The 22,892-nt window shown below is 34.7% G+C and carries 22 protein-coding genes, 3 tRNA genes and 1 pseudogene; 16 read left to right on the top strand and 10 right to left on the bottom strand.

Going from position 1 to position 22,892, the window contains the following annotated elements:
- Positions 1-99 precede the first annotated feature (99 nt).
- From ACJZL1_RS04085 to ACJZL1_RS04070, 4 genes are all read left to right on the top strand, one after another.
- Positions 100-190 (top strand) — tRNA-Ser (locus ACJZL1_RS04085).
- Between the two features lie 176 nt (positions 191-366).
- Positions 367-1,521 (top strand): SurA N-terminal domain-containing protein, encoded by a 1,155-nt coding sequence (locus ACJZL1_RS04080; protein ID WP_419247518.1) that lies wholly within the window; start codon positions 367-369, stop codon positions 1,519-1,521.
- A 95-nt stretch (positions 1,522-1,616) separates the two neighbouring features.
- A complete protein-coding gene (locus tag ACJZL1_RS04075) occupies positions 1,617-2,237 on the top strand; it encodes an oxidoreductase (RefSeq protein WP_265026527.1) in 621 nt (206 codons plus the stop codon).
- Positions 2,221-2,772 carry a 5-formyltetrahydrofolate cyclo-ligase gene (locus tag ACJZL1_RS04070; protein WP_265034899.1) on the top strand — a complete coding sequence of 184 codons (552 nt, stop codon included), beginning with the start codon at positions 2,221-2,223 and terminating at the stop codon, positions 2,770-2,772. Before ACJZL1_RS04075 ends, ACJZL1_RS04070 begins: the two co-directional genes overlap by 17 nt.
- 195 nt (positions 2,773-2,967) lie before the next feature.
- Here ACJZL1_RS04070 and ACJZL1_RS04065 read toward each other — a convergent pair whose 3' ends face one another.
- The 3 genes from ACJZL1_RS04065 to ACJZL1_RS04055 all read right to left on the bottom strand — a co-directional run bounded on the left by ACJZL1_RS04065 (position 2,968) and on the right by ACJZL1_RS04055 (position 5,848).
- Positions 2,968-3,249: a transposase gene (locus ACJZL1_RS04065; protein WP_419247517.1), complete on the bottom strand. Its 282-nt coding sequence runs from the start codon at positions 3,247-3,249 to the stop codon at positions 2,968-2,970.
- A complete protein-coding gene (locus ACJZL1_RS04060; RefSeq protein ID WP_419247516.1) occupies positions 3,242-3,511 on the bottom strand; it encodes a transposase in 270 nt (89 codons plus the stop codon). Before ACJZL1_RS04060 ends, ACJZL1_RS04065 begins: the two co-directional genes overlap by 8 nt.
- A 420-nt stretch (positions 3,512-3,931) precedes the next feature.
- Positions 3,932-5,848, bottom strand: a complete 1,917-nt coding sequence (locus ACJZL1_RS04055) for an ATP-dependent helicase (protein ID WP_265026508.1) — start codon at positions 5,846-5,848, stop codon at positions 3,932-3,934.
- Between the two features lie 392 nt (positions 5,849-6,240).
- Here ACJZL1_RS04055 and ACJZL1_RS04050 point away from each other — a divergent pair, with 392 nt between their 5' ends.
- Genes ACJZL1_RS04050 through ccmE form a run of 8 tightly spaced genes read left to right on the top strand, consistent with a single transcriptional unit; the run spans position 6,241 to position 13,106 of the window.
- Positions 6,241-6,828 carry an NADH-quinone oxidoreductase subunit J gene (locus ACJZL1_RS04050; RefSeq protein ID WP_265026509.1) on the top strand — a complete coding sequence of 196 codons (588 nt, stop codon included), beginning with the start codon at positions 6,241-6,243 and terminating at the stop codon, positions 6,826-6,828.
- Positions 6,819-7,127: an NADH-quinone oxidoreductase subunit NuoK gene (nuoK, locus tag ACJZL1_RS04045; protein ID WP_019236815.1), complete on the top strand. Its 309-nt coding sequence runs from the start codon at positions 6,819-6,821 to the stop codon at positions 7,125-7,127. Before ACJZL1_RS04050 ends, nuoK begins: the two co-directional genes overlap by 10 nt.
- A 4-nt stretch (positions 7,128-7,131) precedes the next feature.
- Entirely contained in the window at positions 7,132-8,976 is a 1,845-nt protein-coding gene (nuoL, locus tag ACJZL1_RS04040) for an NADH-quinone oxidoreductase subunit L (RefSeq protein WP_419247031.1), read from the top strand.
- 7 nt (positions 8,977-8,983) lie between these two features.
- On the top strand, positions 8,984-10,426 hold the full coding sequence (locus ACJZL1_RS04035) for a complex I subunit 4 family protein (protein WP_419247030.1): 1,443 nt from the start codon (positions 8,984-8,986) through the stop codon (positions 10,424-10,426).
- Complete coding sequence (locus ACJZL1_RS04030) at positions 10,423-11,787, top strand: NADH-quinone oxidoreductase subunit N (protein WP_265026513.1); 1,365 nt, start codon at positions 10,423-10,425, stop codon at positions 11,785-11,787. Before ACJZL1_RS04035 ends, ACJZL1_RS04030 begins: the two co-directional genes overlap by 4 nt.
- A gap of 17 nt (positions 11,788-11,804) precedes the next feature.
- Positions 11,805-12,587 carry a biotin--[acetyl-CoA-carboxylase] ligase gene (locus tag ACJZL1_RS04025; RefSeq protein ID WP_419247029.1) on the top strand — a complete coding sequence of 261 codons (783 nt, stop codon included), beginning with the start codon at positions 11,805-11,807 and terminating at the stop codon, positions 12,585-12,587.
- Positions 12,584-12,721, top strand: coding sequence for a CcmD-like small membrane protein (locus ACJZL1_RS04020; RefSeq protein WP_182158513.1), 138 nt, complete (start codon positions 12,584-12,586; stop codon positions 12,719-12,721). The genes ACJZL1_RS04025 and ACJZL1_RS04020 overlap by 4 nt, the downstream gene beginning before the upstream one ends.
- On the top strand, positions 12,705-13,106 hold the full coding sequence (gene ccmE / locus ACJZL1_RS04015; RefSeq protein WP_265026515.1) for a cytochrome c maturation protein CcmE: 402 nt from the start codon (positions 12,705-12,707) through the stop codon (positions 13,104-13,106). The genes ACJZL1_RS04020 and ccmE overlap by 17 nt, the downstream gene beginning before the upstream one ends.
- Before the next feature lie 69 nt (positions 13,107-13,175).
- Here ccmE and ACJZL1_RS04010 read toward each other — a convergent pair whose 3' ends face one another.
- The 4 genes from ACJZL1_RS04010 to ACJZL1_RS03995 all read right to left on the bottom strand — a co-directional run bounded on the left by ACJZL1_RS04010 (position 13,176) and on the right by ACJZL1_RS03995 (position 16,006).
- Positions 13,176-13,604 carry a hypothetical protein gene (locus ACJZL1_RS04010; protein WP_265026516.1) on the bottom strand — a complete coding sequence of 143 codons (429 nt, stop codon included), beginning with the start codon at positions 13,602-13,604 and terminating at the stop codon, positions 13,176-13,178.
- 101 nt (positions 13,605-13,705) lie between these two features.
- Positions 13,706-14,149: a hypothetical protein gene (locus ACJZL1_RS04005; RefSeq protein ID WP_182320993.1), complete on the bottom strand. Its 444-nt coding sequence runs from the start codon at positions 14,147-14,149 to the stop codon at positions 13,706-13,708.
- Positions 14,150-14,195: 46 nt separating this feature from the next.
- Entirely contained in the window at positions 14,196-15,728 is a 1,533-nt protein-coding gene (locus ACJZL1_RS04000) for a magnesium transporter MgtE N-terminal domain-containing protein (protein WP_419247028.1), read from the bottom strand.
- 202 nt (positions 15,729-15,930) lie between these two features.
- Positions 15,931-16,006, bottom strand: a tRNA-Ala gene (locus ACJZL1_RS03995).
- A 348-nt stretch (positions 16,007-16,354) separates the two neighbouring features.
- Between ACJZL1_RS03995 and ACJZL1_RS03990 the strand changes: the two genes are divergently transcribed.
- Both ACJZL1_RS03990 and nuoF read left to right on the top strand, forming a co-directional pair.
- A tRNA-Lys gene (locus tag ACJZL1_RS03990) sits at positions 16,355-16,427 on the top strand.
- 18 nt (positions 16,428-16,445) lie between these two features.
- Positions 16,446-17,699 (top strand): NADH-quinone oxidoreductase subunit NuoF, encoded by a 1,254-nt coding sequence (gene nuoF, locus ACJZL1_RS03985; RefSeq protein ID WP_265026520.1) that lies wholly within the window; start codon positions 16,446-16,448, stop codon positions 17,697-17,699.
- 28 nt (positions 17,700-17,727) lie between these two features.
- Here the strand turns inward: nuoF and infC are convergent, their stop codons facing one another.
- Both infC and thrS read right to left on the bottom strand, forming a co-directional pair.
- Positions 17,728-18,246: a translation initiation factor IF-3 gene (infC, locus tag ACJZL1_RS03980; RefSeq protein WP_265026521.1), complete on the bottom strand. Its 519-nt coding sequence runs from the start codon at positions 18,244-18,246 to the stop codon at positions 17,728-17,730.
- Between the two features lie 12 nt (positions 18,247-18,258).
- Entirely contained in the window at positions 18,259-20,160 is a 1,902-nt protein-coding gene (gene thrS, locus ACJZL1_RS03975; protein WP_419247027.1) for a threonine--tRNA ligase, read from the bottom strand.
- A gap of 290 nt (positions 20,161-20,450) precedes the next feature.
- On the opposite strand from thrS, the pseudogene ACJZL1_RS03970 reads away from it, so the two are divergent.
- Positions 20,451-20,692: pseudogene (locus ACJZL1_RS03970) on the top strand (IS5 family transposase); the annotation flags it as partial.
- Between the two features lie 232 nt (positions 20,693-20,924).
- Complete coding sequence (gene coaE, locus ACJZL1_RS03965; RefSeq protein ID WP_265026525.1) at positions 20,925-21,512, top strand: dephospho-CoA kinase; 588 nt, start codon at positions 20,925-20,927, stop codon at positions 21,510-21,512.
- On the opposite strand, the gene ACJZL1_RS03960 is transcribed toward coaE, so the two are convergent.
- Positions 21,495-22,694, bottom strand: a complete 1,200-nt coding sequence (locus tag ACJZL1_RS03960; RefSeq protein ID WP_265026613.1) for a ribonuclease D — start codon at positions 22,692-22,694, stop codon at positions 21,495-21,497. The two genes, coaE and ACJZL1_RS03960, sit on opposite strands and share 18 nt — an antisense overlap.
- Positions 22,695-22,892 lie beyond the last annotated feature (198 nt).

Genomic DNA, 22,892 nt, shown 5'->3' with positions numbered 1-22,892 from the left:
AGATCTAAAAATTACAGTTGTTCGGAAAAATGTTGCTGTTAAAAGCATTAGACAGGCGGTAGAGGTCTTGGTATTATATAATCTTTAGGTTCTAAATTTGGAAGGGTGGCCGAGCGGCTGAAGGCGGCGGTTTGCTAAACCGTTATACGATTGAAAAGTCGTATCGAGGGTTCGAATCCCTCTCCTTCCGTATACTGTTTTGAGCACGGTCTAAATTCGCTATATTAGCATGTTTTTAGCCTATTTACCAGCGTACCTGATTTTGTTGCAATGGTTTTTATTTCCATTGTCACTGAGATCACTATTAAAAAGTTGGCTAGCATTGACTCAGTATTTATTATAGAATTGGTTATTAACCTTACTTATATGCATAAAATACTAATTTTACTGTTGATAGTGTTGCCACTTAGGTTGCTTGCAACCGAGATTGAAATTATTGCAGATGTAAATGGCGAGCCAATTTCAAATTTGGACATCGAAAAACGCATCAACTTTATAAATTCATTGTTTGGCACTCAAAGTGTTAATCAAAAAGAAGCAAAGCCTCAAATTCTTAGGGAGCTAATAGACGAAATTATCATTATCAATGAAGCGCAGAGGCTGAATATAAAATTGAGCAACGAGGAGTTAGATAATGCTATCATGTTATTTTTAACCCAAAGTTTTAAACTTAAGGCTAATGAAGTTGATCAATACATAGAGAAGCATAATATAGATCTTGGTATTTTAAGAAAACAAATAAAATGTCAGTTACTGTGGGGCAAAATTATTGAAGTAAGAATTGTGCCATTTATTAATATAAGCGATAAAGAAGTAGATGATGTAAAAAGGCAAACAGAAAAGCCGGATTATCTTATCACGTTCCAAGAGTTTATAATTCCTGATCAAAAAGACAAGGATGTTTATGGTATAGCTGAAGATTTAGTAAAAAAATTACGTAATAGTAATGATGACTTTATTCCAGAATCTCCAATAAAGATGCGTAAAGCAACAGTTAATTTAAGTCAGCTGAAAGGCAAACTCAAGAGCGTTTTAGAAGGATTAGAAACCGGCGATTTAGCAGGTCCATTCAGTTTCAGTGAAGGTTACTCTGTTATAAAAGTAATAGATAAAGTACAACTTAATCATGCACTGCTGGAAAGCACTTTAAAATTAAAACAGATTGTGGTTGAAGGTTCAGAAAGTTTATTAGATAGTTTAAAGGAGCAAAAAGTCAATTGTTTAAATTTTGATAAATTGGCAGATAATTTTAAGCTGCCAAATGCAAAAGAATTTGAAATAAAAATGCGAGATTTAAATCCTGATTTACAGATTTTATTTAGTAAAACAAGTGTGAATGAAATAGTAGAATTGAGAGAAAATGGCACTGCAAAGTTAATGATGTTGTGTGATATCAAGAGTAATGTAGCGGGTATAGAAGCAATTAAACAGCAGATGTACCAACAAAAGATTATGATACAAAGCAACTTGTTATTAGATGATATGCGTAAAAATGCAGCTGTCAGTTATCGGTATAGTTGAAGTCAGAGAGTGTCCTTGTCTCTGTCTTTGTGTGCGAAAATTACTTTGTTCTATAAAATTTCAAAAAATTTGAACAAATATAGTTAAAATAGCACATGAAGAATATAATGCTAATTGGTGGTGGAGTTGGAAATGCAGTGTTATTTTCGATAGGGAAGGCATGTCTTGAAAATAATAACAAGGTTTTGTACTTCGCTGGCTATAAGAAGTTAAGTGATGTATTTAAACGAGCACTGATAGAACGTGCATCAAATGCAGTAGTTTGGGCATGTGAAGAAGGATTGATAGAAACAAGCAGAGATCAAGATAAATCCTTTCATGGTAATATAGTTGATGCAATAGTCTCTTATCAACAAGGAAGATTAGGTATTAATTTGAACGCTATAGATAAAATTATCACTATTGGTTCTGATAAAATGATGAAAGCTGTGAATGAAGCTAGAAAAACAATTTTAAAGCCATATCTGAAATCAGGCCACATAGCAATATCATCAGTTAATTCTCCTATGCAGTGTATGATGAAAGAAATCTGTGCTCAGTGTGTGCAGCAACATATAAATACGGAAACAGGAGAAAGGAGTTTTGTTTATAGCTGCAGTAATCAAGACCAGGATATGGAATTTATTGACTTTGACTTTTTAAGTGAGCGCTTGAAGCAAAATAGTTTACAAGAAAAACTCACTGCAAAATGGATAGATCATGTTCAAAGATATTAAACAGCACAAAAAGGAAATAAGAGAGCAATATAGAACTATAAGAAAAGATATTGATGAAAGTTATTCCAGTTATGCGGCAAATTCCCTTATTAATCTCTTTAATCAGAACTTAAGTTACGTTAAAGGCAAAACAATTGCGGCTTACATTCCAATGGATGGGGAAATAAATGTTGTCCCTTTGATGTGTCGTTTGCTCTATTTAGGTTATAAAGTAGCAATTCCTGATAAAAATCAGTTACTAAGATTTGAGGGATGGAACGAAACAAATGAAGATGTAATTCCCGATACAATCATTACTCCTGTTGTTGCTTTTGATGATCATTTTAATAGATTAGGTTTTGGCGGTGGTTGGTATGATACAATGATAGAAAAACTGCGGCCGCTTGGAAAAATATTTATAGGTGTAGCCTATGAGAAACAATATTGTAAAAATTTACCTGTAGAAAAACATGATCAAAAATTGGATATTATAATCACTGAGATGTGTGTTAGATGTGGAGGTGGATTGCCCAAGAAAGCGGATAGAAAGGAATAGCGTAATCCCACTTTCTAAGAGCCTGTCTTCAAACTCAAAAATGAGCTAATTTGTGAAGCATAATAGTGATCATATTAAAGAAGATATTGTTTTTTGAAGTAAGAGGAGAATGCTCATAATCTTTGCTCATGCGCCTAAAATTGGAGAGCCAAGCAAACGTTCTTTCAACGTTTAGGAATAACCTGAAATCCTGTATCAACTACCTTCTTGGTAATCGTATCCCATTTCCAATAAACAGCGGTTTTGTAATTTACCTGTGTATCCTTGATCAGCAAAAAACTTACGTAAAGTTGGAGCTTTGCATTTAGCTTGAGTAAAAAGATTTAGAGCACCATCACGATCTTGAACACTTGCACTATGAACATCAGCCGCAATAATTAGGCCCACTGTATCTACAACAATATGACGTTTTCTACCCTTTATTTTTTTGCCAGCATCATATCCTCTGGATCCCCTTTTTGAGTAGTTTTCACTGATTAATTATTCCTACTGATGGAGTTTCATTCTTACCAATTATCTTTCTTATTTTTTTAACTAGAAAAGCGTGAATTTCTTTCCATATTCCACTTTTTTTCAAGCGCGAATCACAACTATACACGGTTTTCCATGGTGGAAAATCTTTAGGTAGTTGTCTCCATTGACAGCCTGTTCTCATCACATAGCGGATTGCGTTAGTAATTGTTCTAATATTATATTTTCTTGGTCTACCGGTCTTTTTAGGTTCAAAATATGGCTCTATTATCTTCCATTCTTTGTCACTTATATCGCTTGAGTATATTTAAAATATATCTTATAACACACTTCTTAACTCCTTTCTACTTAGTTTGAAGACATGCTCCCAGGGAGTGTTAAATAAACCATGCGCGTCAAGTTAAGGGAAAGTAGCATAAGGAAAAAGAAAAGTGGTAAAAATTATTTTAGATATTAAGCAATAAAGCTAGTAATTTATAGACTCTTCTAAAAGAATTATCTTATTTTAGATCAAAATTTCCAAAAAAATAAATGTAACAAACAAGTTTAAATGGTGCTATATTGGGCGATATTTCCTTAACTTGACGCGTATGGTTTATTTAACACTCCCTTTTTGCCAGGAGAAACATATAATTGAAGTAATTCAGGTTTGCAAGATGTGTTTGTAGTAAGGGCTGCAATTATAGCTTCAACAGTAAGCAATGTTGCTTTTAATTACCTCAACATTTTCTCTTGGCAATTCTTTAATGAATCGAGAAGTGCGCATTGGTTGCCACTGATTATTAATTTCTCTCCTATCTGCACATGAAATGATTAACTTTTCCTTTGCCCTGGTTATGCCAACATATGCAAGTCTCCTTTCTTCTTCTAAAGCTTTACCACTTTTATCATCAAAAGATCTTTGATGAGGAAATAATCCCTCTTCCCAACCAGGTAGAAACACGCACGGGAATTCAAGTCCTTTGGCTGCATGAAGAGTCATAACATATACAGTGTCATCGTTATTCATATTATCCACTTCCATCACCAAACTTATGTGCTCCAAGAAAGTTGTGGCATTATCGAAATTCTTTAAAGATGAGATGAGCTCCTTGACATTTTCTATTCGTGCTAAGCCTGTTACCTCCTCATTTTCAAGCATTTCAATATACCCTGATTGGTTTGCTACGATTTTAATGAATTCATGCAGTGGTTTTACGCTTACTATTTCTTCCCAAGCTTTAATTTTATTTAAAAAATCGTTGAGTGAGAGTTTAATTCTTTCGGTTACTTGATTACTATTAACTAATATTTTTGCTGCCTCAAAAAAAGAAATTTTGTTATCCTGAGCAGTCGTGTATATTTTCTTTAGAGTTGTAGCTCCTATGCTTCTTTTTGGCCGATTTACGATCCTTTCGAAAGCTAAGTCATCGTTATTGTTTGTAACAAGCCTTAAATATGCAATTATATCCCTGACTTCCTGACGTTCGTAGAATTTTACGCCACTTATAATCTTGTAGGGAATTGAATATTTTATAAAATACTCTTCGAGAACTCTAGTTTGAAAAGTGGCCCTTACCAGCACTGCAATGTCACTAAATCTGTATTTATTGAGCTTTAATATCTGTTCGCTTATGAACCTTGCTTCAGCTTTTCCGTCCCATAATTTTATTAGATTTACCTTTTCCCCTTCAATGTTTGTTGTCCACAATTTTTTTTCTAAGCGAGTCTTATTGTGATTGATAACATATGACGCAGTTGCAAGTATGTGGGGTGTTGATCTATAATTACACTCTAACTTGAAGGTTTTTGCATTTTTAAAATCATCGGAGAACTTCAAAATATTTTCAACTTCTGCACCACGCCAACTATATATCGACTGGTCATCATCTCCTACACAGCAAATATTTGAGTGCTCTTTTGCAAGGTATTTTAGCCAAAGATATTGTATCGCATTTGTATCTTGATATTCATCTACCATGACATATTTAAACTTGTTTTGGTAGTAGGACAGAACTTCGGTCTTTTGATTAAAGAGTTGTATGTTATATAGCAATAAGTCACCAAAATCGACAGAGTTAAGGAATCTCAACCTTTCCTGATATTGGTGATAGACTTTGAGTGCAATCACGTACACTGGCCTAAATGATTGAATATCTTCCACTTCAGATGGCAACAAACACTTCTCTTTCCATTGCTGAATAATATTCATAATGGTCTTACATTTTTCTGATAGGTAATCAGGGTTTATTTCATTAATAATATTTTTTATTACCTGTAATTGATCATCCACACCAATGATTGTAAAATTGGGGTTTAAGCCCACAATTTCTGCGTGCAGGCGCAAAATTTTTGCTGCAATTGCATGGAAAGTGCCAAGCCATGGTATGTTTGTGCCTGTTAGCTCAAGTACCCTTGATACCATCTCATTTGCTGCTTTATTTGTAAATGTAACTGCTAATATTTCATCAGAATAAGCGTGACCGTTTCTAATTATGTGTGCTATTCTTGAAGTAATCGTTCTTGTTTTTCCGGTTCCGGCTCCTGCCAATATCAAAACTGGTCCATCTATGTTAGTTACAGCTGATTGTTGTTCTGGATTTAGCAGTGAGAGATAATCGTTCATCGTAGCCCTATAGATTATAACTTCGTAAAGTTAAACCTATGATCGAAATATTGTAAAGGTTTTATTGAATAGAACAGTTAAAGAATGCTTCACTCAAGTACTACATATTTAAACGTAGGTTTTACATCTATTTTGTTTTAGTAGTTTCAGGTGTATGTCGAGTAACAACAACTTGATTTGAGGTATTGGCACCAGAACTTCTGCTTGTTGGGTGAATAGGTGGAGTTTGGAATGGCTTATATGTACGCCTTCATTTCTATTTCTTCAGCTTTATAATAATTTAAAATGGAGCTGGAGCTTTGTAGTACAATGTTTTCAAACGTTTAATATAATATTGACTTTACAGCAATAATTACTTTAAATTAGTAACTATTGTTGCAGTTAAAGTATCGATGCCTTTTTTCTTTTATTTTTTTGCAATTCTTAGCATTTTATCTGCTGTTTGTGTAATTAGTGTAAGAAATCCTGTGCATGCAGTATTATTTTTAATTTTCACCTTCGTTAATTCTGCAGTTCTTTTTATTCTCCTTGGAGCTGAATTCATCGCTATGATGGTATTGATAGTATACATCGGTGCGGTTGCAGTGTTATTCCTCTTTGTAGTTATGATGCTCGATATTGACTACATAAGACTGCGTCAGGGTTTTGCAAAGCATTTCACTCTTGGTGCTATATTATGTGTTGTGTTTTTTCTGATTATCAGCTTTGTAATCCGCAGCTCAGCACCGAATATAAGCAATGTTATAAACTATAATACCAATAACGTGAAAGCTATTGGTAATTTGCTGTATACCGACTACATGTACGCTTTTCATCTTTCTGGTATTCTGCTGCTTGTGGCAATTGTCGGTGCAATTGCTCTTACTTTACAAGACAAGAAAAAAGGAGTTAAAAAACAGAATGTATTAAAGCAATTGACACAATCTTCATCTGTAAAATTGGTTAAGGCTAAATTTGGAAAAGGAGTGGAATGGAAATAGGATTAAATCATTTTCTGATAGTTGCTGCTATTTTGTTCACTATTGGAGTATGCGGTATTTTCATCAACCGTAAGAGCATAATCAACATACTGTTGTCAATAGAAATATTATTGCTGGCGATTAACATCAATCTAGTTGCTTTTTCTGCCTTTATGAATGATATAGTTGGGCAAATTTTTGTGATGTTTGTGTTGACTGTTGCGGCAGCAGAGTCAGGAGTTGGGCTTGCAATATTGGTTGTATATTATAGAAGCCGTGGCAATATAGATGTTGAACAAGCGAACTTAATGAAAGAATGAAAGTATGACGTATATACTGAAATTAATAGTATTTTTGCCACTCTTTGGTTCGCTGTTTGCAGCACTTTTTAGAAAAAGTCAGTTAGTTACAACGGCAGGGATTGGAATATCTGCAGTTTTATCTTGGTATGTTTTTCTTACCTTCTCTGAAAATTGTCATTTAGTTTTATTTCCTTTGTTTTCATTAAGTGTATTAAAAGTAAATTGGGCAATTAGTGTGGATGCTCTCTCATCCTTAATGCTTATTGTTATTACCACCGTTTCACTAGTAGTCCACCTCTATTCTATCGGTTATATGGAGCATGATAAAGGGAAGTCGAGGTTTTTTTCTTACCTATCGCTGTTCACATTTTGCATGATTGTGCTGGTTGTAAGCGATAATTTCGTGCAGCTTTTCTTTGGCTGGGAAGGAGTTGGCCTGTGTTCTTATTTACTCATAGGATTTTGGTTCCAAAAATATTCTGCAAATAATGCAGCAATTAAAGCATTTGTTGTAAATAGGGTAGGAGACTTTGCACTATTAATTGGAATCTTTCTTATTTATTATACATTTCACTCTTTGAAATTTACTGAAGTTTTTGACACAGCTGATCTTCTTGGCGCGCAGAACATTAGGGCATTCTGCTGTGAATTCAAAGTAATTCATATAATATGCATATTACTTTTTATTGGCTGTATGGGTAAATCTGCACAGCTTGGTTTACATGTTTGGTTGCCAGATGCAATGGAAGGGCCAACCCCTGTTTCTGCACTCATTCACGCAGCAACGATGGTAACAGCCGGTATATTTTTAATAGCAAAATGTTCTCCATTGTTTGAGTTGTCAAATGTGGCACGAGAATTAATAGTTATTGTTGGTGCACTTACTGCTTTTTTTGCAGCCACCGTTGCGATTACTCAGAACGATATAAAGAAAATAATTGCTTATTCAACCTGCAGTCAACTTGGTTATATGTTCATGGCATGTGGGCTTTCTGCTTACAATGTTGCTATTTTTCATTTAATGACACACGCTTTTTTTAAAGCTTTACTATTTCTTGGTGCTGGCAATGTGATTCATGCAATGCATCATGAGCAAAATATTCAGAAAATGGGAAATTGCTGGAAGAAAATCCCTTGCACTTACACTCTCATGTGGATTGGGTCTCTTGCACTTTCTGGAATATTTCCATTTGCAGGTTTTTACTCAAAAGACTTGATAATTGAACATGCTTATAGCACGGATAGCTTTGCTTTTGTAATAAGCTTAGTTGTTGCATTCTTCACAGCGTTTTACTCTTGGAGGTTATTGCTTCTTGTGTTCCATAGCCAAAAACAAAGTAAAATTAATATACATGAGGCACCAAAGATTATGCTTATACCATTACTGATACTTGCTTTTGGTTCGGTATTTTCTGGAGTGTGGGGAGCAAATATTTTGAACATAACTAGTAATGCGTTTTGGAAATCAAGTTTAGTAGTTATTGATGAGCATGGAGTTCATAATTTCTTTATAAAATTACTACCGACCTTAGCGAGCCTAAGTGGAATAGCACTTGCATATCTGATTTACCACTATCAAAAATTTAAGCAAATTAAGAGTAAATTTTTACTTAAATTTTTGCAGGATAAATGGTACTTTGATGAGGTATATGATTTTGTTGTAATTGTACCGATAAGGCTTATATCTAGGCTTCTATGGAAGTTTGATGTTAGGGCTATTGATTCATTTGGACCAGGTGGTGTTGTAAGGTTGGTTAATGAATGTTCAAAAAGTTCTATAAAGTTACAAACTGGTTATATATTTGATTATGCGCTTATTATGTTTGTTACTCTAATAATCGGTGCTTTGTATATTATTTGGAATTAAATAAAAAGTGTTGTTACTTAGTATATTCTTGCTTCCACTGATAGAAGCGTTAATTTTATCTTTAATCAAGATTAATCATAAATCTATATATCTAAAATTTATCTCTCTATTTTTTGCCGTACTTCCATTTTTGCTTAGTGTTGTAACTCTTGTAGAGTTTGATTATAACAATACAGACTTTCAGTTTGTCAGCTATCCAATTAGAAATGTTGGAATAGGGGTAGATGGCATATCGTTGCTTTTCCTTCTGCTGACAACTTTCTTGTTTGTTATTTGTATGCTCTACAATTGCAAAATGAGTTATACGACCCTCAAGCCATATATGGCATTGTTTCTGCTGCTTGAGAGTTTTGTAGTCGGTTTCTTTATTTCACTGAATGCTATAAGCTTTTATGTATTTTTTGAAGCTGTTTTAATACCAATGTTCTTTATTATTGGCGTTTGGGGAGGGAAACAAAGAGTGTATGCAACATTTAAATTGTTTCTTTATACACTAACTGGCTCGTTATTATTTCTACTTGGGTTGGTGTACATCTATAGTATTTTTGGGACGTTTAGTATACAAAAATTAGCCACATTAACGCCGGGTCTTGATCTTAAAGTGCAGTTGTTACTATGGATTGCATTTTTTATTTCTTTTGCAATAAAAGTTCCAATGTTTCCGTTTCACACTTGGCTTCCTGATGCGCATGTGCAATCACCAACTTCTGGATCTGTGATTTTAGCTGGCTTGCTTATTAAAATGGGGGGATATGGATTTTTAAGGTTTTCTATTCCAATGCTTCCTCAGGCAAGTTTGTATTTTTCAAATTTCGTTGTTGTGCTGAGCATTATTGCAGTAATATACGCTTCGCTAGTTGCGTTTGCTCAAGATGATATAAAGAAGTTAATAGCTTATTCTTCAATAGCACATATGGGGATCGTTACTGCTGGCCTCTTTTCATTTTGTGAGGAAGGAGTACTCGGCGCTATATTTCAAATGATTAGTCATGGCCTTATTTCTGCTGCTTTATTTTTATGTGTTGGAATGCTATATACTCGAACTGGAACTTTGGAGATTGCAAAATATTTTGGCATAGTAAACACAATGCCAAAATTTGGTTTTATGTTCATTTTATTTTCAATGGCTTCAATAGGGCTACCTGGAACATCTGGATTCATAGGTGAGTTTTTGGCTATGGTTGGAATGTTTAAGAGCATAGGGTTTTTTACAGGATTTATCGCACTTGGCACTATTTTAAGCGCAGTTTATATGCTGAATTTATGTAAGCAAATAATATGGGGGGTTAGCTATTCTAAATTATTAAATAACCGCTTGGATAGCATAGAATTTTCTGTCTTAATTCTGCTTGCAGTGTTTGTTATTTTGCTTGGATTCTACCCAACCCTTGCACTGAATTATTTGAAGCCATGTATGGCAAATTTGTTAGTCAAATATAATGCGCTATGAATTATATACAGATATTGCCGGAAACGTTCTCTATTATCTCCTCGTTAGTGTTGCTACTGCTTGGAATTATATTTAACCGCCGAACTATCAACTTATTAGCACTTGGCTGCACAGTGATAACTTTGATTATTTTAATTATTTCGGCAGAAAACAATGAAATTTTTCTCTTTAATTCGTTGTTAAAACTCAATTTATACATCAGGTCAGCCCAAGGGTTAATTCTCAGCACAGGAATTTTAATACTTTTGATGCTGAATTTATCAAAATATGACTATAAATATGAATTTTCAATACTGATTCTTTTTGCGCTATTTGGCATGATAACTTTAGTTTCAGCAAATAGTCTGATTTCTTTTTACTTAGCTTTTGAGTTGATGAGTATATCTTTATATGTTCTTGCGAGCTTTAATAAAGATTCAGCTTATTCATGTGAAGCAGGAGTGAAATATTTTACACTTAGTGCATTATCTTCCTGCATTATGCTGTATGGTATGTCATTGCTTTATGGATATACAGGACAAGTCAATTTTTCTGAGTTAAGTTCATTCTTGCAAAACCATCAGATAACTTATGGAATAGTTTTTGGGTTAGTCTTTGTCCTAATTGGTTTGTGTTTCAAGCTTGCTATTGCTCCTTTTCATATGTGGGCTCCAGATGTCTATCAAGGTGCACCTACCATAGTAACTGCGTTTTTTTCTACAGCTCCAAAAGCTGCACTTGTAACATTTTTAATTCGATTGATGAATGAAGAGTTAGTAAATGTAAAAAGTTATGTTCAGCCTATTTTCTTATACGTTTCAGCATTGTCTGTGCTTATCTCAGCTTTTGGGGCCTTGCGTCAGCAAAACTTAAAAAGGCTGCTTGCTTACAGTTCAATTGGTCACATTGGTTTTATATTTGCTTCACTTTCTATTTTTACACAAGCAGGAACAGATAGTGCCTTAATGTATCTGGTGATATATATCATCACAAGCATAGGGCTATTCTCATATCTCATACAAATTGACGATGACGATTGTGATATTGCAAATTTATCTGGTATAGGGAAGAAACGCCCAATTGTAGCATTTCATCTTTCTGTGCTGTTACTCTCGATGTCGGGAATACCTCCACTTGCAGGTTTTATCGCTAAATTTTTTATATTCAAAAGTTTAATAAATTCTGGCTTTATCAGCCTGTCCTTGATCCTTGTAATGGCAAGTGTTGTATCGTGTTACTATTATCTAAATATCATAAAAGCTATGTATTTTGATAAAGCTAGTGGTAATAAGGTTGCTTATTCTAAGGGTCTATTCATTATCACTTCAGTGGCTTCACTGATCAACCTCGTTCTTTTCTTGTACGTTTTACTCACTCATTGAACTAAAGGGCTGACAAAGTGATCCCTGAGGGTTTTCATATTCATCATTACAAAGAAGTTTCAAGCACTAATAAAGAAGCGTTGGATTTAATTGGGAGAGGAATATCAAATGAAACTATTATTATTGCCGATAAACAAACAGAGGGTAGAGGGCGCACTGGAAAAAGCTGGATTTCTCCCGAGGGTAATTTTTATGTAAGTTTAATCATAGACCTCTTGCATAATCATTCTGGCGTCATTCCAATGCTGGATTCCAGCGTCACGCGCTGGAATGACAAAGAAAATTTAAGCAAATTAACAGAACTGACTTTTGTGACTGCTCTTGCTGTCAGGAATACGTTATTGTCATTTATAAGTGACAGTAACGTTCAATATAAATGGCCAAATGACATTCTAATCGATGGCAAGAAAATAAGCGGAATATTGCTTGAAAAAAGATCCAATTCGAATTGGCTCATTATAGGAATCGGAATTAATGTCAATCATGCACCACTTCCAGGAACAATGTGCATTAGCAATTACGGTGAATCTGTGTCTAATACAGACCTGTTAAAAGAATTAATAATAAACTTTAATAAGCTAAGAAAGCAATGGCTATTTGATGGGTTTTATGCTATAAGAAAAATGTGGCTTACAAGAGCATTCAAGATGAACGAGCAAATCAGTGTAAAGTTAGCTGACAAATTGTATGAAGGAATTTTTGCTGATATAGATAAAAGTGGTAAATTGGTGTTGCAGCAAAAGGATGGAAGCTTAATTTATTTTGATGCAGGTGAGTTATTTATTGATAATGCATTATGAATACATATGTAATTTTTGCTTACCTTATTAGTTTTACGTTGATTACCGGAGAACTGATTTTTACCATTTCTTGCTATACTAAAAGTAAAAAAATTCTAGAAAGCCTGAAAGATAATAATGAAGAAGAAACATAAGCGATTACTTATAACTTCAGGAATTTTCTGCTTTTTAAGCTGCATAGTCTTTTTTATTTTAACGACACTCAAAGAAAATATCTCATTTTTCTATACAGTAAGTGAGGCAATAGTTTTACCAAATAATCAAAAGCCAATCCGTGTTGGTGGAATGGTTGTTGAAAATAGCGTGATACGCAACGAAAGTGAAGTGATTTTTCAAATGACAGATTTTAACAAAAGCGTTGTGGTAAAATACCAGGGAATACTTCCACCGATGTTTTCAGAAAAAAGTGGTGTTGTTGTGCAAGGTAAAATGTTTGATAATAGTACCTTTCTTGCAGATACGGTGTTTGCAAAACATGATGAGAACTATATGCCGAAAGTTTTCAAACAGATTCCTTAACCCAGCTGTATTGAAATAGTATGTAGAGAGAGTAACAGCCTGCTAGCAAGCTGTTACTTTCCTAACTACTTACAATATATCAGAGTGAGTTGGTGCTTCCCATTCATTTATGTTATCACCACCAGTTGTTCCTGTTTTTAATTTTTCAACCTCTTCTTTTAGGTTGTTAAGGTTTCCTTCCAAAATTTTATAATCCTTCTCAGCCTCTATAGCTATCATATCAAGCCTATCTAAATCTTTATACAATAGATCCACTTCATCTTGACGATCCTTCAGCTCATTATTCAATTTAGGAACAAATGTTTCATTTAAATCTGCGATTAGTTTATCTAGAATTGTGTGGACATACTTGACCTGTGCATTCTTTTCTTTATCGCTCTCAAAAGATTTAGGCTTAATTTTGACCTCTATGTTGTCTATTACTCTAGAGTTGTCTCCGCCTATTTCGCTTATTAATTCAAAGTTGCTTTCGCTTTCTTTCATACTGTAATTACTCATATTAACTCCTATAAAAAATTATAATTTTAAAACTAACTAGTTACCTTGAAATGGTATGTGAAAGAAAGCAACAGCCTGATATCAGGCTATTACCTTTTTTATTAAAGCAATCCGTTCTCTTCACCAGTAATATGGAGTAATGGAGGAGCTTCTCCAATATCTGGAATCGAATTCCTAAGATCTGCAAGTTCACTGTCTATACTACTTGTCTTGCTGCCTATACTATCTATGGTTGATGATAATTGTGTTATTATACCACTTTGAATTGCACTATCCATATTTTCGTCATACTTATTAATGCTGTTTATCAAGCCATCATAAAAATTTTTAAGGTGCTTTATGGTCAATGTAATTTGTGGCATCTTATCAATCTCTTCTTGTGTCATATCTTTAGTTATATCAAATTCTTCCTTTGTTTTACCACTGACAATCTTCTTTATTACTGGCTTTTCAAAGCTTGGTTTATCAAACTTTGGCTTCGAAAGTTGTAATGTATTATTTGATTCAACTTCTTCACTAGAATATAATTTTATATTTTTATTCATAATAGTTACCTCCTATAAAAAAACTACTTATCTTTATAAATCACTACTATACAAATAACAGTGAGTCATTATTAATGTCTACTATTGTAAAGTCTGGAGCCTGTCCAATGTCTGGCATATCGTCCTTGATTTGTTTGAGCATCTCAATCATTTCCTTGTTCTGTTTACTCTGCTCTTCAAGTTCCCCTTTTAATGCATCAATAATAGCTTTAGACTGATCTTGATTGCCAAGATCACCAATCACAGCTGTTACTTTCTCATAAGGCAGCTTGTGAATGATGTCTTTAAGCTCTTCTGCACCTACGTTATCCAAAAGTTCTTTAAACTGCTCATTAGACATATTGCGAGCAAAAGCTTGAAGTTTGTCTGGGTTGTCAGCTAAAGACTTAATGATAATCTGAATCTTATTAGAATCAGTTAAATCCTGAGCAATTGCTTCGAGTTTCTCAGGATCAAGCTTATTAACTAAGTCTTTCAGTTGTTCTTCTTGCAGACTATTTACTAAAGCTTTCAACTGATCACCTTCTAATGCTTTGGAGAGTATTGTCAAGTGGTGCTCAGCCAAGCCTTCTGCAAGCGCTGTAAGTTTCTCGTTACTTAAAGTTGGAATAAGTACTGCGAACTGATCCATTTTTAAGTGAGGTAAAATTTCTTTTACTTGCTCTGGATTTAACTCTCTCACTAGAGCTTCAAGCTGAGCATCATTTAAAATAGGAACAATTATTTGTAACTTTTCTGGATTTAGTTCCTGAGCGAGAGTGTGTAATTGGTGGTCGGTTAGATGATCCACTAAAGCTCGGAATTGGTTGTCTGTTAAGTTCTCTGCCAAGGCCTGTAGTTGCTCATTATTAAGAGTATTGGCAAGAGTCTCTAACTGATTTTCTGTTAGGTTCTCAACAAAAATTTTGGCAAACGCCTTTGATAGTATTATATCCTCTGGTATTTTAGATGATACTATATCTTGTATTACTTCTTCCTTGACGTGCCGTTCAATATATTGGAGTGCCTCATTGTCAGGTGAGTCAATAATATTTCCTTGATCATCCGAGAAATAATATTTGTAGGTATCACCTGACTCTTCCCATGTTAAATATTTATATTCCGCTGGTTGCGCCTTAAGAAGGTGCGTATATCTTGTTATATTATCATAATTAGCATAAGGATGGGATACTTCGTAGTCAATTGATATCTTCATTAATTTTTCATTGAGATATACAAAAGAATGCGAGTTATGTTCATAACCGAGTTTAGCGTTTCTAAATGGCACGACTGGAAATTTACAATTTGTGATTAGACCTTCTTCTTTATCACAACGGTAAGATGTTTTTTTCAAATCTTTCCCATTCTCCTTTATGCATACAACAGGTATAAAAGGACCATCACTTGCAGCGTTGCAAAATTTTATAGGTAAGTCTAGTACTCTATCGTCTTCATCATCCAGTGGAATAAACCAAATTTTATTAAAATTATTCCAAGTTAACTCTTCACCATCTACGGAACCTTGAAATATCCGCATTCTAGTCTCGTTAAATACCCCTTGTCCAGGCACCATCTTAAAAACATGCTTTTTTCCACTCATGGGCATTACTAATAAATTAATTGTTAGTATTCTAACATTTATTGATTAATTTATTGTTAAGTTAGTATATATCAGAATTATAATAACAAACATTACTTGTGTAGAGAAAAGTTACGAAAAGAAATAGGGATTTTTTAGGGAACTAGTATAAAATACTCATGAGCTAAAATAAGCTGACTTTATGATATGCTAGAACCTATATTGGTGGAGGCAAGCGGGATCGAACCGCTGACCTTCTGCGTGCAAAACAGATGCTCTACCAGCTGAGCTATACCCCCAGGTAATTCTTGCTTAAAGCATAAATCACTCAGGCTGAAATGCAAGAAATATTTATCTGTTAGGCTATTGCTAAATAGTGCACAAATTCTGCAGTTATGTACAATTCTCTATCTTTTTGTCTTTTCAGATTTGTACATCACACTATAAGCTTTGCCAAATGAATCTGTGAACCGAAAATTAACAAGAAGTTTTCCTTTGGAAATTTTTTTAAATTATCCATAGATTTTTGAACTAAATTATCACTAACGCAGTATATTATATAATTTATTTAACCACACATGAAAATTTTAGTTTGATTAAAACGGATAAAAACTATATTACTGTTTAGTATAGCTAAAAAATGAAATGATCCCGTAGCTCAGCCGGTAGAGCAACTGACTTTTAATCAGTGGGTCACGCGTTCGAATCGCGTCGGGATCACTTAGAATCTTAAAAAGCATGCTGAAGGAACAGGACAAAATATTTACAAACTTAAATGGTAAAGAAACTCCACTACTTGAGGGTGCAAAAAAACGTGGTAGCTGGCAAAAAACAAAGGAGTTACTAGATTTAGGATCAGAAAAGATCATTGATGAAGTAAAGAAATCTGGTTTGAGAGGTCGAGGGGGTGCAGGATTTTCCACCGGCCTTAAGTGGAGCTTTATGCCCAAAAATCTCCCAAAAGCATATTTAGTAGTCAATGCAGATGAGTCAGAACCTGGTACATGTAAAGATAGAGATATATTGCGATATGAGCCACATAAGTTACTTGAGGGAATTCTCCTAGCCGGCAAAGCGATCAGCGCATCAGTTGCGTATATTTATATCAGGGGTGAATTTTATAATGAATATTTAGTTCTAAAAAAAGCACTTGAGGAAGCCTATAAAGAAAACTTAATTGGAAAAAATGCCTGCAAATCAGGTTATGATCTTGATGTGTTTATCCATAGGGGTGCAGGAGCTTACATATGTGGGGAAGAAACAGCTCAACTCGAATCAATTGAAGGAAAAAAGGGCTTTCCTCGCATGAAACCTCCATTTCCCGCAGGTGTTGGACTTTTTGGCTGCCCAACCACAATAAACAACGTTGAAACTATAGCCATGGTTCCAGATATTCTGAATCGCGGAGGAGAATGGTTTGCATCTCTTGGTAAACCAAATAATACTGGTACCAAGGTCTTTTGTATTTCAGGACACGTAAACAACCCGTGTAATGTTGAAGAAGAGCTCGGAATTCCACTACGTGAATTGATTGAAAAATACGCAGGTGGAGTGCGAGGGGGTTGGGATAATTTACTTGCTGTAATACCTGGTGGGTCTTCAGTGCCATTAATTCCAAAATCTATATGCGATACTATTGAAATGGATTTTGATTCATTAAGAACTGTACAATCAGGGCTCGGTACTGCTGCTGTAATAGTGATGGATAAATCAACTGATATAATAGCTGCAATAGAGAGGTTATCACACTTTTATATGCACGAGTCCTGTGGGCAATGCACACCATGCCGTGAAGGTACTGGATGGATGTGGAGGATTATGAAGAGGATGGTGACAGGAGATATTAAGCCTGATGAAATAGATAAGCTGCTTGACCTCACAACTCAAATAGAAGGACATACAATTTGCGCACTTGGCGATGCTGCAGCTTGGCCTATTCAAGGATTAATAAGACATTTTCGCCATGTTATCAAAGAGAGAGCGATAGTTTAACTCTACTTATACTTCTTAAGCCGTTTTGCTACTTAGCAACCAGAGCTAAAAAATATTGATTCCCTTCCCTTTTAGGTGCCAATTCTACCTTTGCAATATCTTCAGTGTCTCTAATTAGCCGTTCTAATTTTTCCAGTCCGACTTCAGTGTTTATAAGCTCTCTGCCCTTAAATCTCATTGTAACTTTGATTTTATGTCCGTGGGCAAGTAAGTCTCTTGCTTGACGCAATTTTGTTTCGTAATCGTGATCACCAATATTGGGGCCCAGTTTAATTTCTTTTATAGTTAATGTTTTTTGTTTCTTTTTTGCTTCACTTGCCTTCTTTTTTATATCATACTTTTGTTTGCTATAATCCAGAACTTTACATACTGGAGGAGTTGAATCAGGTGCAATTTCTACCAAGTCTAAACCAACACCCTGTGCAAATTCCAAAGCTCGTTCTATTGGCACGATTCCGACCATTTCACCACTATGATCAACTAAGCGTACCTCCTTAGCTGTGATGAATCCATTAATTCTGTTTTTATTGTTCTTTTTAACTTGCAAACTTTAACTCCCTTAATTCAAATTAATACTTTTTAACAGCGATTCAGTAGCCTTTTCCAAAGAAAAAGACTCCTGTCTTTCTGATCCTAAATTTCTCACTGACACAGTTTTACTTGTAACTTCATTTTTGCCTATAATCCATAATATAGGAACCTTGTTTGAACTATGCAAACGTATCTTATAACTAATTTTTTCATTGGTCAAATCAGTCTTGACTCTCACACCTTGTTTTTTTAAGACATTGCTGATTTCTGTGGCGTAACTGTCAGCCTCATTTGTAATGGTCAGAATAGCAAGTTGCGTTGGAGCAAGCCAAACTGGAAATTTTCCTGCATAATTTTCTATCAAAATTCCAATAAAACGCTCAAAAGTCCCAAGAATTGCCCTATGTAACATGACAGGGTGATGCTTGTGTCCATCTGCCCCTATATAAAAAGCTCCCAGACGTTCTGGTAAAATGAAATCAACTTGTAATGTTCCACATTGCCAATTTCTGCCTATTGCGTCTTTCAAAACGAACTCTAACTTTGGACCATAAAACGCACCTTCACCAGGGTTAAGTTTATAACTCAAGTCCGCTTCTTGAACGGCTTCAAGCAGCGCTTTTTCAGCTCTATCCCACACTTCATCATTACCTGCTCTAATATCTGGACGGTCTGAAAATTTCACAGAAATTTCATTAAATCCAAGCTCTGAATATACTTCTTTTAAAAGGTCACAAAACTTTATAGTCTCAGAATTCACTTGTTCTTCCATACAAAAAATGTGTGCATCGTCTTGCGTAAAACCACGCACTCGCATCAGTCCATGCAATGAGCCTGAGCTTTCATTTCTATGGCATATGCCAAACTCTGCCATACGTATCGGTAAATCACGATAGCTTCTGGTGTGAGAATTAAAAATCTGCACATGACAGGGGCAATTCATGGGTTTTATTGCTAGCTTTTTACTTTCAGACTCGTCAACAGTAAACATATTTTCACGAAACTTATCCCAATGTCCAGATTTTTCCCACAGCTCTTTGCCTACTAAAATAGGGGTTTTTACCTCAAAATAGCCATTATTTATTAACTTCTTTCTGATGTAAGACTCAAGAACATTATATAAAATATATCCTTGTTCATGCCAAAAAACCTGCCCGACAGCTTCCTCTTGGATGTGAAATAAATCCATATCCTTGGCAATTTTGCGGTGATCACGTTTCTCTGCTTCTTTGAGACACTCAAGATAAGCGTTTAATTCATCCTTATTTCTCCATGCTGTGCCATATATTCGCTGCAACATTGGGCCCTTTGCATCACCTCGCCAGTATGCACCCGCTACTTTCATAAGTTTAAACGCTTTAACTCTGCCGGTTGATGGTGAGTGCGGACCACGGCATAGGTCTACAAAATCGCCTTGTCTATAAACAGTTAGGTTTTCACTCTCTAATATAGAGGATATAATTTCAACCTTATATTTTTCGCCTATACCACTAAAGAAATCAACTGTCTGCTTGCGAGTCCAAACCTCTCGAACAAATCTGTGATTACTTTTCACAATCTCTTTCATTTTCTTTTCTATTGCAGCAAGATCATCCGTAGTGAAGGTACGATCTGTAGCAAAATCATAGTAAAAACCGTCCTGAATTGTTGGGCCAATAGTAATCTGAGTATTAGGAAATAGCTCTTTCACTGCCTGCGCCATTATATGAGCAGCATCATGCCTTATTATATCTAAACCCGCTTCGTCACTCAGTTGTATCACCTCTATCTCTGTATCAGATTCAATTTCACGTGAGAGATCATATAACTCACCATTTACTTTCAATGCAACTACTTCTTTCAAAGCATCCGGTTGTAATATATCAAAGCCAGTGACTTTACCACTGTATTCTTTTACTTTTTGTTCGGTTGAAAAAGTAACTTTAATCATTCATCAGACCTTTTGTCATCCAAATCCAAGCGTGATTATTCAAATGTTCCATAAGGCAATAGAATAAATGTAAGACGTTAACGATTGATGTCATTCCAGTGCGTGACACTGGAATCCAGCTTACGAACATTGTTTTGACATATACCCCTAGAGTCAGCTGTCCATTGCATAATTTGCAAATACTTTTACACCTGGATCCCAGTGGGCTTTGTTGCATAGCAACTGAAAAAATCTGGTGGCTACTGACAAAATTCATTATAAAATAGCCATTTAACCTTTGAAGAAAAAATATGCCACAGAAAATGAAAGTCAGTAACCAAAACGAATATAACAAATTCCTTGAAAAAAGGGGAAATATTTTTCGTTACATTGATGAAGCTATCGAAAATTGGTATGAAATTGGGCCAAAAATGCAGCGGCAACTATATTTATAGTGATAAAGTGGTGATTTTGATACATATAACAACCCATCTATTCAGAATAGGTTTGAGTGGGATTTTTAGAGGGATACATTGAACAAATAGGAAAAAATTTTCCCTTTTTTCAAGGAATTTGTTATATTCGTTTTGGTTACTGACTTTCATTTTCTGTGGCATATTTTTTCTTCAAAGGTTAAATGGCTATTTTATAATGAATTTTGTCAGTAGCCACCAGATTTTTTCAGTTGCTATGCAACAAAGCCCACTGGGATCTAGAAAATCTAGTTAATATATATAGAGAAACCTTAGCTATAGTTTCGAAAAGAGTCTGATGTATTTTGCTATATGATCATAGGTCTAACAGGCGGAATTGGTGTAGGAAAGAGCTTTGTAGCTAATTGCTTTCAAGAGTTTGGTGCTGCTGTATTTGATGCTGATTCTGTTGTACACCAACTTTATAAAGTGGATAAAAGCATAATAAGCTATGCAGAAAAAAATTTTCCTGGAGTGGTAGTAAATGGTGAAATAGATAGAACAGTACTGTCTAAATATTTCTTAGCCTACGATGAAAATTGGAAACAATTTCAATCTTTGGTTCATGCCGTTGTGCGAAATGAACTAGAACTTTTTATTGCTAAGGAAATAAAGATCGATAGAAAACTTTTAGTTTTAGATGTGCCACTTCTATTAGAAACAAAATTTTATTTATATTGCAACCTTATTGTTTTCGTCCATGCAGATAGCGTTGTGCAAGCTCAAAGACTTAACGAACGCAACATAGATAAAGAAAAGCTAAATTTAATCTCCAATGTTCAGTTATCTATTGAGGAGAAAAGGAAGATGAGTGACTTTATTATCGATACCAGTGTAAGCAAAGAGTATGTTTTTTCTCAAGTAAAAGATATAGTGGACTCGTTAAATCTCAGCAGTTGATTTCAATTCACAATTTGCTTCCACCAAATTACTCCGAATTTTAGTTGTATTATTTGCGGATTTCACTGCTAAAATCTCAAATTTTGAGCTTGTGTTCAAAAATGATTCAACTGACCTGCCAAAAAAATCATATCTCCACCCCTTGAATAGTTTATCTGTCTGCCTAGATATTGACCCAGTTAACTCATCTTTTGAAGAAACTAATTTCCTTGATATGTTACTTTCTTTACATTTACTATCTAAAATAATTGAGAGTATATCGAATACAGATTTGTCATAATTATTCGGGAAGGTGTTGTTTTGCTGCATCCAATTTCTCTCATTTTCATTAAAAATATTCACAAACTCTAGTAAATCTGCATCTCTTATATTTTTTGCATTCCTCTTGAGATCATCTAAAATCTCATCAACATGCTCTACATTTTTTTCAATAAAACCAGCTATTACAGCATTATTAATTACTTTATTACGATTCATATTATAGCGCTGTGCTAAGGTCTCTTGCCACTCACTAACTGCTTTAACAGTTAGTATCAATCTTGGATTTACTTCATAATTAAATTTAATCCTCTTCCATGCATCTTTTGGATTATGTAAATACTTATTTATATCAACTATTGATTCCATCTCTTCTTGAAACCAACCCATCCTATTATTTTCTTCAAGTTTATCGCACAATATTTGGTATAGGCCATATAGGTGTATCACGTCGTTTACTGCATAATCTAACTGATCCTCGGATAACGGCCTTCTTAACCAGTCTGAATTTTTAGCTTTAATTTTATCCAGTGCTATTCCTTGATATTGCTCCACTACTTTTGAGTAACCAATAAAGTCATGATAATAATGACAAAACATAGCGGCAACTTGGGTATCAAAAATGGGAGTGGGAATACATTTAAACACAGTGAGTAAGGATTCTATATCCTGCCGGCAGCTATGAAACACTTTGGTTATCCCCTGATTTAGCATTATTTTCTTAATGAATGATAAATCAATTTCTGGCACTAATGCGTCTACAATAAAACTCTTCTCTCCGCAAGAAATTTGAATTAACGATAATTTTGGGTAGTAGATTAAATTATTTCTAATGAACTCCGTGTCAACTGCTATAAATTTCGGCTTTTTTGCTATCAACCCCTCACATATGTCCTCCAGCTCCGACGTTGTATTAATTAACATATGTTTTTTATTCAGTGGTTCTACTTTACCACTTACATTAAATTTTTGCAATTAGTGACTTCTTGCAAAACTTTCTATCACTCATTGGTGTCATCCAAGTAGCGTGACTACTTGGATCCAGAAAACTCAATTAGAAACGAGTACACTAGGTAGTTGTATAATAAGAACTAGATACAAGTGTCACGCACTGGAGTGATA

Source organism: Wolbachia endosymbiont of Rhagoletis indifferens, from assembly GCF_048537595.1.
GTDB lineage: Bacteria > Pseudomonadota > Alphaproteobacteria > Rickettsiales > Anaplasmataceae > Wolbachia.
Note: the sequence above shows the minus strand (reverse complement) of the source record. Positions and strands in the feature narration are given on the sequence as shown.

Coding starts and splice junctions, on each gene's coding strand:
- ACJZL1_RS04070 (WP_265034899.1), top strand. CDS start 2,221: ATGTTCAAAGATATTAAACAGCACAAAAAGGAAATAAGAGAGCAATAT.
- ACJZL1_RS04020 (WP_182158513.1), top strand. CDS start 12,584: ATGAATACATATGTAATTTTTGCTTACCTTATTAGTTTTACGTTGATT.
- ACJZL1_RS04050 (WP_265026509.1), top strand. CDS start 6,241: ATGCCTTTTTTCTTTTATTTTTTTGCAATTCTTAGCATTTTATCTGCT.
- ccmE (WP_265026515.1), top strand. CDS start 12,705: ATGAAGAAGAAACATAAGCGATTACTTATAACTTCAGGAATTTTCTGC.
- ACJZL1_RS04055 (WP_265026508.1), bottom strand. CDS start 5,848: ATGAACGATTATCTCTCACTGCTAAATCCAGAACAACAATCAGCTGTA.
- ACJZL1_RS04080 (WP_419247518.1), top strand. CDS start 367: ATGCATAAAATACTAATTTTACTGTTGATAGTGTTGCCACTTAGGTTG.
- ACJZL1_RS04000 (WP_419247028.1), bottom strand. CDS start 15,728: ATGAGTGGAAAAAAGCATGTTTTTAAGATGGTGCCTGGACAAGGGGTA.
- coaE (WP_265026525.1), top strand. CDS start 20,925: ATGATCATAGGTCTAACAGGCGGAATTGGTGTAGGAAAGAGCTTTGTA.
- ACJZL1_RS04075 (WP_265026527.1), top strand. CDS start 1,617: ATGAAGAATATAATGCTAATTGGTGGTGGAGTTGGAAATGCAGTGTTA.
- nuoF (WP_265026520.1), top strand. CDS start 16,446: ATGCTGAAGGAACAGGACAAAATATTTACAAACTTAAATGGTAAAGAA.
- ACJZL1_RS04030 (WP_265026513.1), top strand. CDS start 10,423: ATGAATTATATACAGATATTGCCGGAAACGTTCTCTATTATCTCCTCG.
- ACJZL1_RS04005 (WP_182320993.1), bottom strand. CDS start 14,149: ATGAATAAAAATATAAAATTATATTCTAGTGAAGAAGTTGAATCAAAT.
- ACJZL1_RS04010 (WP_265026516.1), bottom strand. CDS start 13,604: ATGAGTAATTACAGTATGAAAGAAAGCGAAAGCAACTTTGAATTAATA.
- nuoL (WP_419247031.1), top strand. CDS start 7,132: ATGACGTATATACTGAAATTAATAGTATTTTTGCCACTCTTTGGTTCG.
- ACJZL1_RS03960 (WP_265026613.1), bottom strand. CDS start 22,694: ATGTTAATTAATACAACGTCGGAGCTGGAGGACATATGTGAGGGGTTG.
- thrS (WP_419247027.1), bottom strand. CDS start 20,160: ATGATTAAAGTTACTTTTTCAACCGAACAAAAAGTAAAAGAATACAGT.
- nuoK (WP_019236815.1), top strand. CDS start 6,819: ATGGAAATAGGATTAAATCATTTTCTGATAGTTGCTGCTATTTTGTTC.